Genomic DNA, 12,252 nt, shown 5'->3' on the forward strand with positions numbered 1-12,252 from the left:
TTGCCCCAACACTCGGCACCTCGCCTAGGCTCGGTGTGCCCGTAATCCGACAGTGATTTGGGGGGCCGCCGCCACGCGCCCTCCATGGCGCGGGGCGGCTAAACCGGCATCCCTGCCGGTTTACCCCCCAAATCCCTGTCGAATTCCGGCCAGCGTGTTTGATGGGGCGCCTGAGATCAAAAGCAAGATCACGATCAACAGCGGCTCGCTTCGCATCGTGGTTAGGCTTGGTGCTACGCAGTTGTGTAGAGGCCGCCATCTTCCCACCGGGAAGTGTCAGGCGTTGAGCGCCAGTTCGATCAGGGCGTGCAGTTCTTGCACCGTCAGCGGCGCGTTGGAGAACAGGATACGAAACACCGTCGGCGCCGCCAGCAGGTTGATCAGGTGGTCCACGCTCGGTGGCGCCGCGTCTGGATAGCGATCGACGATGGTCTGCAATTGCCCACTCAGGATGCTCACGCAGTACCCTGGCGTGATCATGCACTGCAAGTCGCGCATCATGTTGCGACCCGGCTCCGAACTCATTTCATCCAGGTATTGCTCGGCCCAGGCCTGCAAATCGCCGCGCAGGCTGCCGGTGTTGGCGGGCTCGCTATCGGGGCGCATCCGCGCCAGGGCAACGTCCGCGAGCAACACGGAGAGGTCGCCCCAGCGGCGATAGATCGTCGAGGGCGTGACGCCTGCGCGCGCGGCAATCATCGGCACGGTGACGCTGGAGCGCTCATGGGCTTCCAGCAGTTCTCGCACCGCTGAATGGACGGATTCTTGTACCCGGGCACTGCGGCCTCCCGGGCGAAGGCCTTCTTTTATCGCCATGAGTGTGACCTTAACACAAAGAATTTGCTTTAAGCGCTGGGAGGTCGCACACTCCGCAAAAGCAAAATATTAGCTTTAGCGGAGCGTGCCCATGTCCAGTCCTGTTTCTCATCGTTCCAGCCTGGTGTTCCTCGCGATCACGTTGCTGACGTTTCTCGCGGCCTCCAGTGCACCGACGCCGTTGTACCACCTGTATCAGGAAGGCCTGCATTTTTCGGCAGGCATGCTCACGCTGATCTTCGGTGTCTACGCCTTGAGCCTGCTGGCGGCGCTGTTGACCGTCGGTTCACTGTCGGATCACCTGGGACGCAAGCCGGTGATTTTTGCCGCACTGATCCTGGATATGTTGGCGATGCTGCTGTTTATCAATGAAGACAGCGTGGCCTGGCTGATTGCCGCGCGAACCTTGCAGGGGTTCGCTACCGGTATGGCCACCGCCGTACTGGGCGCCGCATTGCTCGATACCGACCGCCAGCAGGGCCCGCTGGTCAACAGCGTGGCGCCGCTGCTCGGCATGGCCTGCGGCGCGATGGGCAGCAGTATGCTGGTGGAGTTCGCACCATTGCCGACTCAATTGATCTATTGGACGTTGCTGGCCTTGATGCTGGTGCAGGCCCTCTACGTATGGCGCCTGCCGGAAACGGTGAGCCGCATCCCCGGCGCACTGGCGTCGCTGCGCCCGACCTTGCATGTGCCGCCCCAGGCGCGCCGGGCGTTGTGGCTGTCATTGCCGGTGGACGTGGCGGTGTGGGCGATGGGCGGGTTCTACCTGTCCCTGGCGCCGTCGCTGGTGCGGGCAGCCACCGGGTCCACCTCCAACCTGATCGGTGGCGGCCTGGTGGCCGTACTGACCCTGAGCGGTGCGCTGATGATCTTCACCCTGCGCAATCGCCCGGCCGACAAGGTGCTACGTCTCGGCGCCGGGTTGCTGGCCATCGGTGTAGCGCTGATCCTCACGGCGGTGCACAGCGCCAGCCTGCCATTGTTCTTCATCGCCACCCTGATCGCCGGCAGCGGCTTTGGCGCGGGCTTTCTCGGCGCCTTGCGCAGTGTGGTGCCGCTGGCCTTGCCCCATGAGCGCGCGGGGTTGATGTCGGCGTTCTATGTGCTGAGCTACCTGGCCTTCTGCTTGCCTTCATTGCTGGCAGGCAACCTGATTCGCAGCTTTGGCCTGATCGCCACCACCGACGGCTACGGTGCGGTCCTCATGGTGCTGGCCCTCGGCGCATTGCTTGCGTTGCTGCTGCAGGAGTCGGCGCGCGTGCGGGCGACGACAGGCGGCTGATGAGTAATAATCAGTGCCCCGTATCCGCCTGATCGAGATTCGAGCATGAAGATCATCCGCAGCAAGGACTTCACTGGCAGCCGTGCCTGGGAAGCGCTGGACATCGCCACGATGAACGGCATCACCACGCGCCTGCACTGGACCGACCAGCCCTATCGCTGGCATATCAACGACGGTGAAGAAGTGTTTGTGGTGCTGGACGGCCGGGTGCAGATGCACTACCGAGACAATGGTTTCGAACAGGTGGCTGAGTTGGGCGTGGGCGACATCTTCTACGCCAGTGTCGGCACCGAGCACGTGGCCCACCCGCAAGGGCAGGCGCGGATTCTAGTGATCGAATGCGAAGGCAGCGTCTGACGCTATATTGACAAAGTAGATAACAGATAGAGATATTACCCGTTATATAGATATTCGATTCGGTTCTACCATGGTCTCAACCTCATGCGAGGAAGAGGATTGCCATCATGACCTGCTCGAATAGCATCAGCTACAAACCCTTCAGTCACCTGACCCGTCCACGGGAAGTGATACGCCAGTTCACGCCGAACTGGTTTGCCGCCACCATGGGCACTGGTGTGCTTGCACTGGCCCTGGCGCAACTACCGGTCAACCTGCCAGGCCTGCACGCCATCGCCCAAGCGCTGTGGTTGTTCACCATTGGCCTCTTTGTGTTGTTCAGCGTGCTGTACGCGGCCCGTTGGGTGATGTTTTTCCACGAGGCTCGGCGGATCTTCGGGCACTCCACGGTTTCGATGTTTTTCGGCACGATCCCCATGGGGCTCGCGACGATTCTCAACGGCTTGCTGCTGTTCGGCCTGCCGCGCTGGGGCGCCGACGTGATACCGCTCGCCGAGGCCCTGTGGTGGCTGGACGTGGCCATGGCGCTGGCCTGCGGTGTGCTCATTCCGTTCATGATGTTCACCCGCCAGGAACACAGCATCGACCAGATGACCGCCGTCTGGCTGCTGCCCGTGGTCGCTGCGGAAGTCGCCGCCGCCAGTGGTGGCCTGCTCGCACCGCACCTGGCGGATGCCCATTCGCAACTGGTGATGCTGGTGACCAGCTACGTGCTGTGGGCGTTCTCCCTGCCGGTGGCGTTCAGCATCCTGACCATCCTCATGCTGCGCATGGCCTTGCACAAACTGCCCCACGCCAATATGGCCGCGTCGAGCTGGCTGGCCCTGGGGCCCATCGGTACAGGGGCGCTGGGCATGTTGCTGCTAGGGGGCGATGCGCCGGCTATCTTCGCGGCCAATGGTTTGCCCGGTGTCGGCGACATGGCCAACGGCCTCGGGTTGGTGGCGGGCATTACGCTGTGGGGCTTTGGCTTGTGGTGGATGCTGATCGCGGTGTTGATCACCCTGCGTTACCTGCGCGCCGGTATTCCGTTCAACCTCGGCTGGTGGGGTTTTACCTTCCCTCTGGGCGTGTATGCCCTGGCGACGCTCAAGCTGGCGAGCCTGCTGCACCTGGCATTCTTCAGTGTATTGGGCAGCGTGCTGGTGGTGGCGTTGGCGCTGATGTGGCTGATCGTCGCCAAGCGCACCGTGCAGGGCGCCTATAAAGGTGAGCTTTTTGTTTCACCGTGCATTGCGGGACTAGCGAATAAGTAAGCAGGATTAGGTAAAGTCGTGGCCTGAATCGATAACAGGCCACGCAGGAACACGGACGATGAGCCACCCCTCGCAATTCACCTTGCTGCGCACACGGCGCTTCCTGCCGTTCTTCATCACCCAGTTGCTGGGCGCTTTCAACGACAACATCTTCAAGCAATCGCTGATCCTGGCCATTCTCTACAAGCTCACCATCGACGGTGACCGTTCGATCTGGGTCAACCTCTGTGCGTTGTTGTTTATCCTGCCGTTCTTCCTGTTCTCGGCATTGGCCGGGCAGTTTGGCGAGAAATTCAACAAGGATGCGTTGATCCGCGCGATCAAGATCGGCGAAATCGTGATCATGGCCGTGGGCGCGACGGGTTTCCTGACCAACCACCTGGAGCTGATGCTGCTGGCGCTGTTTGCCATGGGCACCCATTCGGCGCTGTTCGGCCCGGTGAAGTACTCGATCATGCCCCAGGCGTTGCACGACGATGAGCTGGTCGGTGGTAACGGCCTGGTAGAGATGGGCACGTTCCTGGCGATCCTGGCCGGCACCATTGGCGCTGGCATCATGATGTCGTCCACCCATTACGCACCCGTGGTGTCAGTGGCGATTGTTGGCGTGGCGGTATTGGGTTACCTGGCCAGCCGCAGCATTCCACGGGCAGCGGCGTCGACCCCGCAGCTGCGGCTGAACTGGAATATCTTCAGTGAGTCCTGGGCCACCCTGCGCCTGGGCCTGGGGCAGACGCCCGCCGTTTCGCGCTCCATCGTCGGTAACTCGTGGTTCTGGTTTGTCGGCGCGATCTACTTGACGCAGATCCCGGCCTACGCCAAGGAATGGTTGTACGGCGACGAGACCGTGGTGACGCTGATTCTCACGGTGTTCTCGGTGGGTATCGCGCTGGGTTCGATGCTCTGCGAAAAGCTTTCCGGGCGTAAGGTCGAAATCGGCCTGGTACCGTTCGGTTCATTCGGCCTGACCGTGTTCGGCCTGTTGCTGTGGTGGCACTCCGGCGGTTTCCCTCAGAACGTCCAGGCCAACGACTGGCTGGCCGTGCTCAGTTACGGCCAGGCCTGGTGGGTGCTGTTCGATATCCTCGGCCTGGGTGTTTTCGGCGGCTTCTATATCGTGCCGCTGTATGCGCTGATTCAGTCGCGTACCGCCGAGAACGAGCGCGCGCGCGTGATCGCAGCCAACAACATTCTCAATGCGCTGTTCATGGTGGTCTCGGCCATCGTGTCGATCCTGCTGCTGAGCGTGGCCAAGCTGTCGATTCCCGAGTTGTTCCTGGTGGTGTCGCTGCTCAACATCGCGGTCAACACCTATATCTTCAAGATCGTCCCTGAATTCACCATGCGTTTCATGATTTGGCTGCTCAGCCATTCCATGTACCGCGTGGAGCATCGCAACCTGGAGGCGATACCGGATGAAGGCGCGGCGTTGCTGGTGTGCAACCATGTGTCGTTTGTCGATGCACTGTTGATTGGCGGCGCGGTGCGTCGGCCGATTCGGTTTGTGATGTACTACAAGATCTACCGCTTGCCGGTGCTCAACTTCATCTTCCGCACCGCTGGGGCGATCCCGATTGCGGGGCGCAACGAAGATATCCAGATCTACGAAAAAGCCTTCACGCGTATTGCGCAGTATCTGAAGGAAGGGGAGTTGGTGTGCATCTTCCCGGAGGGCAAGCTGACCGCCGATGGCGAGATGAACGAGTTCCGTGGCGGCGTGACGCGCATTCTGGAAGAGACGGCGGTGCCGGTGATTCCAATGGCGCTGCAAGGGTTGTGGGGAAGTTTCTTCAGCCGCGATCCGAACAAAGGGTTCTTGCATCGCATCTGGTCGAAGGTGGTGTTGGTGGCGGGTGAGCCGGTGACGGTAGAGGCCGCTACGCCTGCGCAGTTGCAGGAAAGGGTGGGGGTGTTGAGGGGCAGTGTCAGGTAGTTTTTTTACTGGCTTCAAGACCCTCATCGCAGGCAAGCCCGCTCCCACTTCTGACTGTATCTATACATCCAAATGTGGGAGCGGGCTTGTCGGGTCGCCGCATCGCCGCGATAGCGGCAGTGGCTCAGGTGCTGATCTTGAGGCCGATAAGCCCGCAAATGATCAACGCCACACTGGCCAAACGGAACAACGCCATGGACTCTCCAAACAGGATAATCCCCGCAATCACGGTGCCCACCGCACCCACGCCGGTCCAGATGGCGTAGGCGGTGCCCAGCGGCAGTTCTTTCATGGCCAGCCCCAGCAGGCCAAGGCTGATGGCCATGGCGACAATCGTCAGGGCGGTGGGAAGCGGCTTGCTGAAGCCGTCGGTGTACTTCAGGCCAACGGCCCAGCCGACTTCAAACAACCCTGCGAAAAACAAAATGACCCAGGACATGATGACCTCCTAACACTAGGTGGGGTCGTCCCCGGATTAGGCGCTTGAGAGCGTCGCGGGGTCGTCCCCGCGAAGCTCGGTAGAGTGCCGAAAAGTGCTCGGCTGATCAAGTTTGTGGCGTGTTCTCGAGGACGCGACGGTCTTCCTTTTCGCTCATGCGGCGGAAGTAAGTCGACAGCAATGCACCGGAAATGTTGTGCCAGACACTGAACAGCGCACTCGGTACCGCCGCCAGTGGTGAAAAATGTGCACTGGCCAACGCGGCACCCAGCCCGGAGTTCTGCATGCCCACTTCCAGCGCCAGCGACTTGCGCTGCGCCAGCGGCAGCTTGAACACGCGACCGGTGAAGTAACCCAGCAGGTAGCCGAAGCTGTTGTGCAGCATCACCACGGCCATGATCAACAGGCCTGACTCGGCGATCTTCGCCTGGCTGGCGGCAACCACCGCCGCAACGATGATCACGATGCTCACCACCGACACCAGTGGCAGCACCTCGACCGCATGGCGAACCCGATCACCGAGCACGCGTTGCGCCAGTACGCCGAGCACGATCGGCAGCAGCACCACTTGCAGGATCGACCAGAACAACTCCATGAACGAAACCGGCAGCCAGGCCGAGGCCAGTAGCCAGATCAGCGCCGGGGTGAGCAGTGGGGCGAGGAGGGTGGTGACGGCGGCGATGGCCACCGACAACGCCAGGTCGCCTCGGGCCAGCCAGGTCATCACGTTGGACGAGGTGCCGCTTGGGCAGCAACCGACCAGGATCACGCCGACAGCGATTTCCGGGGGGAGATGGAATGCCTTGCACAAAAGCCATGCCACGCCCGGCATGATCACAAAGTGCGCCACCACGCCCAACGCCACCCGCCATGGATGACGGGCGACTTCGGCGAAGTCATCGAGTTTGAGGGTCAGCCCCATGCCGAACATCACCAGGCCCAGCAACGGGACGATGGCGCTTTTGAGGCCGATGAACCAGCCGGGTTCGAGGAAGGCGACGACGGCAAAAATCAACACCCAGTAAGCGAAGGTGTTGCCGACGAAGCGGCTCAAGGCGGCGAGTGCGCGCATGGGGGTGTCCTTGTTATTAGAGAGGTGGTCGGATTGGAAACCGGATCCAATGTGGGCGCGGGCTTGTGTGGGAGCTGGCTTGCCTGCGATAGCATCAACTCGGTTCAACTGAAGACCGAGGTGCCTGCATCGCGGGCAAGCCCGGCTCCCACACAAGCCCGCTCACACACTGACTGTGCCCACTTGGGAGCTGTGTTGCTTAGATACCCTGTGGGGTCTCTTCACCGCCGAGTGCTTCGACCAGCGCAGGGATAAAATCACCAAACGTCAGCATCATCAGGGTAAAGCTCGCATCCAGTTGGCCCAGGGCTTCTTCACCGCCGTCCTGTTCCGCCTGGTCTTGCAGCAGGTCTTCGAACTTCAGGCGCTTGACGGTCATCTTGTCGTCGAGCATGAAGGACAGCTTGTCCTGCCAGGCCAGGGACAGTTGGGTCACGACTTTGCCGGTGGTCAAGTGCAACTGGATTTCTTCGCCGGTCAGGTCCTGGCGCTTGCAGCGCACGATGCCACCGTCTTCGTGGGTGTCGCGCAGCTCGCATTCGTCGAGGACGAAGAAGTCATCGGCCGGCTTCTGGGTGGTAACCCAGTCGGTCATGATCGCTGTCGGTGCGGTCTTCACGGTCAGTGGGCGAACCGGCAGGGTGCCGATCACTTCACGCAGGGTCGACAGCAGGTCTTCGGCGCGTTTCGGGCTGGCGGAGTTGACCAGGATTAGGCCCTGCTTCGGCGCGATGGCGGCGAAGGTCGACGAACGACGGATAAAGGCGCGTGGCAGGAAGGCCTGGATGATTTCATCCTTGATCTGGTCGCGTTCTTTCTTATAGACCTTGCGCATTTGCTCGGCCTCGATCTCTTCGACTTTCTCCTTGAGCGCGTCACGTACCACGCTGCCCGGCAGGATGCGTTCTTCCTTGCGCGCGGCGATCAGCAGGAAGTCACCGCTGACGTGAACCAGGGGAGCGTCTTCACCCTTACCGAAGGGGGCGACGAAACCGTACGTGGTCAACTCCTGGCTGGCACAAGGGCGCGCCAGTTTGGTGGCCATGGCCGCTTCCAACGCCTCGGCATCAACAGGCAGATCTTGGGTCAGGCGATAGATAAGCAGGTTCTTGAACCACATGGGGTGAGTCTCTCCTCTATACAAAGGGGGGCATTATTCTCTTGATAACGTCTCAGGCCAACCCTGCCTAAGCCATTGGAAGCTATCAAAAAAAAGATTTAAGAAAGTGCTTGCCAGACCCAGGGTCGCTCCGTAGAATGCGCGCCACACCGAAACGAAGGGTGATTAGCTCAGCTGGGAGAGCATCTGCCTTACAAGCAGAGGGTCGGCGGTTCGATCCCGTCATCACCCACCATTCGCTTCAAGTGTTACGCGCAGCGGTAGTTCAGTCGGTTAGAATACCGGCCTGTCACGCCGGGGGTCGCGGGTTCGAGTCCCGTCCGCTGCGCCATATTCGGTAACCTGGAACACTGAACGCCAGGTCACCACAGAAAGCCCGCTCATTGAGCGGGCTTTTTGCTGTCTGGGCTTTGCACAAGCCGAAAAAACGCCGCCGATCATTTCCGATGATCGGCGGCGTTTTTTATTGGGAATCTAGAAATCCCAGCGAGTGGTCACCATGAAGTTGCGCGGCTCGCCGTAAGCGGCGGAGTTATAGAAGCCGATGTTGGTGTAGTAGTGCTTGTCGAACAGGTTGTTGACGTTCAGCGTGGCCGACAGGTTCTGGGTGACCTGATACTTGGTCATCAGGTCCACCAGCCAATAGGCGTCCTGGGAGAACTCTTCGTATTGCTTGCGCGGGTTGTTGTAGATGTCCTGCCAGCCCACGCTCTGCCAGCGCACACCACCGCCGACGGTCAACTTGTCCAGGTTGCCCTTGAGTGTGTAGGTGGTGAACAGCTTGACCTGGTCTTCAGGTTCGAAGGTGGAGATCTTCTCGTCCTTGTCGTCGCGCACCACCTTGTGGGTGTAGCCGGCCTGGAGTTGCCAGCCAGGCGCGATCTCGCCGGACATTTCCAGCTCGTAACCCTTGGTGACGGCCTTGCTGCTCTTGTAGGCGTAGTTGTTCGGGATGGGCGTCTGGTTGTTGTACTGGTCATCCGACAGTGCGCGATTGGATTCATGGATTTCGAAGTAGGCTGCGCTCGCGTTGACCCGACCGTCGAGGAAGTCGGCTTTCAGGCCCAGCTCCCAGTTCTGGCCTTCATCCGGCTCAAGCAGCTTGTTGTCGCGGTCGCGGTTGTAATTCTCCTGCGGCATGAAGATGTCGGTGTAGCTGGCGTACACCGAGTACGTGTCGTTGAGGTCGTACACGGCACCGATGTAAGGGACGAAACGCCCGGACTCACGGTAGTTGGGGTTGTAGCCCGTCACCTGGTAGTTGACCACGCGGCCACCCAGCAGCAGCTTGAGGTCGTCGGCGAGGTTCAGGCGCGTGGTCACATAGGCGCCTGTCTGGCGCACGGTGTCATCGGTCAGCGATTGCGCCTGGCCCCAGTCGGGTATCGCGGCGTGGCCGCGCCAGTTGTTGAAGTCGACGATATTCGGGGAGAGGTTCCAATAGCCTTTGCCTTTCCATTCCGAGGCGCTGATGGAGCCGCCCATCACCAGTTCATGTTCGCGACCGCCCAGGCTGAATGGGCCGCTCACGTACAGGTCGGCGGAATCGCTGACGGTTTCCCCGGTGTACTTGCCGGAGGTGAGTTGCGCGGTGCCGTCCGGTTGCGGCTGGTCGCCCTGGATCGAGCCCATCAAGGCGTGGTAGCCGTTGATTTTGTGATCCAGTTGCAGCTTGGTCACCCAGCCATTGCCCAGGTCGTGTTCGAGCATGGCAAATACGGTGCGGGTGTATTGCTCCCAACTGCTCCAGTCGGCAGCGTTGTTGAATGAGCGCTTGACGCTATTGCTGTCGCCTCGGGCGTTGATCAGCGGGAAACTGCCCGACCATGAAGAGCCTTTTGGCAAGGTGTCCTGATAGTCGCCGCCTACGGTCAGCAGGGTATCGGGTGACAGGTCGAACTCCATGATGCCGTAGTAGGTCGGGCTCTGGCGCGAGTAGTGATCCATGAAGGAATGCTTGTCCTGGTAGGCCGCCACGGCCCGGCCACGGACGTTGCCGCTTTCGGTCATCGGGCCGCTGACATCCAGCTCGCTGCGGTAGTTGTCCCAGGAGCCGGCACCGAGGGTCGCGTGCCCCTGGAAGTCTGCGGTGGGCTTCTTGCGCACCAGGTTGATCGTCGCGCCCAACGAGCCGGCACCGGTGAGCAGGCCAGTGGCACCCTTGAGCACTTCGACACGGTCGTAGATCGCCATGTCGCTCAGGGTGTTGCCCGCCGAATAGGCGACGTTGCGCGCCGTGGACGGGATGCCGTCGTACTGGAAGTTGTTGATGGAAAAGCCCCGGGCATAGTAGTTGGTACGCTCGGTGTCGAAGGCTGAAACGGTGATGCCGGGTGTGTGGCGCATCACGTCGTCGACGTTGTTCAGGCCGAAATCATCCATGTGCTGGCGGGTGACCACCGAGACTGACTGCGGGGTTTCCTTGGGCGTCAGCACCAGCCGGGTCGAGGTCGCGATTGTGCCGGGCGTATAGGAGCCGGTGCCTTCGGTGACGTTACCGAGCTGGTTACCGCTGACCTGGGTCGGGCTTAGCTCCATGGTGCCGTCGCCGGTGGTGGGGGCAGGTTGCAGCGCATAGACCTGATCGCCTCTTACCGCGCGGTAGCCGCTGCCCTGCAGCAAGCTGTCGAAACCGTCCTGGAGTGTGTAGGTGCCTTTCAAACCTCGTGCTTTGCGGCCTTCCAGTTCCTGGGACTGGAACACGATGGCCACGCCTGCCTGCTGGGCAAAGCGGTTGAGCGAGCTGCCCAGCGGCCCGGCTGGAATGTCGTAGGTCCGGGTGGTGATGCTGGTGGCGTCTGCCAGGGCCAGGCTGATGTGCAATGGGGTGGCAGTGAGCAGCGCCAGGGACAGCGGCGCGCTTTTCAGTAGCCGAAAGCGTCCGCGCGGGTAGGCAGGGGTGTGCATGGTGAAGGCAGTCCTTTATGTGTCGAATTACCTTCCTTGACGGGCAGCCTCGAAAAAACCGGAAGCAAATGCGAATAATTATTTATTGGGCCGTGGCTCCGGGCTTACCACGATCAGCCATGGGGTAAAGGCCTGCAGGTGGATCGGTAGCGTTTGCGCCAGTAGTTGCAAGGCATGGTCGCTGTTGTCCAGCGGGATGACGGCAGACACTCGCAGGTCTTGCAGCGCGCGCCGATCAAATTGCACGCGGCCGGCGCGATGCCGGGCGATTTCGTCCAGCACTTCGGGTAACGGCCGGTTCTCCACCACCAACTGATGGCGGCGCCACGCCTCGTTGATACTGCTCGGGTCGACAGTGCCGGTCAGGCGTACGTCATCCGAGCGCATCCTGGCCTGCGAGCCTGCGTCGACTTCCAGCGTTTGCTCGCCGTTGGCGCTGTGGGCGGCCACGCGGGACTCGAGCATGCTCAGCACCGTGACATCACCGTCACGCTTGACCACAAACCGTGTGCCCAGTGCACGCAGCGTGCCTTGAGGCGTCTGCACGACAAACGGCCGCGTGCGGTCGTGGGCCACCTCCACCAGGATTTCGCCTTGCAGCAGTTCGATGCGGCGCTGCTTGCCATCGAAATGCAGGTTTGCCGCGCTGATACCGTTGAAGGTCAGCGTTGAGCCATCCGCCAGTTGCAGGGTTTGCCATTGGCCCGGGCCGTTGCGCACGTCGGCCATCCACTGTGGCGGGTAAGGGCTGGCCAGCCATGCCGTTGCAGGAATTGCCAGGCTGCACGCCAATACCAGTGTGCGCACGGCGTTCTTGCCGCGACGGTTTTTGGGCCGCGCAAACGCGGCGCTCAATGCCGCCCGTGCCGGGGCTTTTTTGCCGCGCAAGGCCTGCAGGCTGGAAATGACCGCTTCCATTCGGGCGGCAGCCGCGGCGTGATGCGGGCCTTGCTGTTTCCAGCACTCGAACGCCCGTCGCTGGGCCTCGTTCAGTTCGCCGTCGTGCAGGCGCAGCAGCCATTCGGCGGCTTGTTCTTCGATCTGCTGGTGGGTGTCCGGCATGCTCA

General features: G+C 61.2%; 10 protein-coding genes and 2 tRNA genes. 6 read left to right on the plus strand and 6 right to left on the minus strand.

The genetic code is table 11. The features are described 5' to 3' along the window. Positions 1-276 precede the first annotated feature (276 nt). Entirely contained in the window at positions 277-816 is a 540-nt protein-coding gene (locus ATH90_RS09745) for a TetR/AcrR family transcriptional regulator (protein WP_098466160.1), read from the minus strand. Between the two features lie 91 nt (positions 817-907). On the opposite strand from ATH90_RS09745, the gene ATH90_RS09750 reads away from it, so the two are divergent. The 4 genes from ATH90_RS09750 to ATH90_RS09765 all read left to right on the plus strand — a co-directional run bounded on the left by ATH90_RS09750 (position 908) and on the right by ATH90_RS09765 (position 5,647). Next, the gene (locus ATH90_RS09750) at positions 908-2,101 is read left to right on the plus strand and encodes an MFS transporter (protein WP_098466161.1); all 1,194 of its coding nucleotides are present in this window, start codon (positions 908-910) and stop codon (positions 2,099-2,101) included. A 45-nt stretch (positions 2,102-2,146) separates the two neighbouring features. Further along, positions 2,147-2,458 carry a cupin domain-containing protein gene (locus tag ATH90_RS09755; RefSeq protein ID WP_034103021.1) on the plus strand — a complete coding sequence of 104 codons (312 nt, stop codon included), beginning with the start codon at positions 2,147-2,149 and terminating at the stop codon, positions 2,456-2,458. Positions 2,459-2,565: 107 nt separating this feature from the next. Beyond that, positions 2,566-3,714, plus strand: a complete 1,149-nt coding sequence (locus ATH90_RS09760) for a TDT family transporter (protein WP_069022663.1) — start codon at positions 2,566-2,568, stop codon at positions 3,712-3,714. Between the two features lie 58 nt (positions 3,715-3,772). Next, positions 3,773-5,647 (plus strand): MFS transporter, encoded by a 1,875-nt coding sequence (locus ATH90_RS09765; protein ID WP_034103025.1) that lies wholly within the window; start codon positions 3,773-3,775, stop codon positions 5,645-5,647. A 124-nt stretch (positions 5,648-5,771) separates the two neighbouring features. Here the strand turns inward: ATH90_RS09765 and sugE are convergent, their stop codons facing one another. The 3 genes from sugE to rdgC form a co-directional block, all read right to left on the minus strand. Continuing rightward, the gene (sugE, locus tag ATH90_RS09770; RefSeq protein ID WP_034103027.1) at positions 5,772-6,086 is read right to left on the minus strand and encodes a quaternary ammonium compound efflux SMR transporter SugE; all 315 of its coding nucleotides are present in this window, start codon (positions 6,084-6,086) and stop codon (positions 5,772-5,774) included. Positions 6,087-6,192: 106 nt separating this feature from the next. Then, positions 6,193-7,158 (minus strand): bile acid:sodium symporter family protein, encoded by a 966-nt coding sequence (locus tag ATH90_RS09775; protein WP_098466162.1) that lies wholly within the window; start codon positions 7,156-7,158, stop codon positions 6,193-6,195. Positions 7,159-7,357: 199 nt separating this feature from the next. Next, complete coding sequence (rdgC, locus tag ATH90_RS09780) at positions 7,358-8,278, minus strand: recombination-associated protein RdgC (protein WP_034103031.1); 921 nt, start codon at positions 8,276-8,278, stop codon at positions 7,358-7,360. A gap of 159 nt (positions 8,279-8,437) precedes the next feature. Between rdgC and ATH90_RS09785 the strand changes: the two genes are divergently transcribed. Next, positions 8,438-8,513 (plus strand) — tRNA-Val (locus ATH90_RS09785). A 19-nt stretch (positions 8,514-8,532) separates the two neighbouring features. Beyond that, a tRNA-Asp gene (locus tag ATH90_RS09790) sits at positions 8,533-8,609 on the plus strand. Between the two features lie 143 nt (positions 8,610-8,752). Here ATH90_RS09790 and ATH90_RS09795 read toward each other — a convergent pair. Then, on the minus strand, positions 8,753-11,185 hold the full coding sequence (locus tag ATH90_RS09795; RefSeq protein WP_098466163.1) for a TonB-dependent siderophore receptor: 2,433 nt from the start codon (positions 11,183-11,185) through the stop codon (positions 8,753-8,755). Between the two features lie 78 nt (positions 11,186-11,263). Further along, positions 11,264-12,247 carry a FecR family protein gene (locus ATH90_RS09800; RefSeq protein ID WP_098466164.1) on the minus strand — a complete coding sequence of 328 codons (984 nt, stop codon included), beginning with the start codon at positions 12,245-12,247 and terminating at the stop codon, positions 11,264-11,266. Positions 12,248-12,252 lie beyond the last annotated feature (5 nt).

This window comes from Pseudomonas lurida, assembly GCF_002563895.1.
Classification (GTDB): domain Bacteria; phylum Pseudomonadota; class Gammaproteobacteria; order Pseudomonadales; family Pseudomonadaceae; genus Aquipseudomonas; species Aquipseudomonas lurida.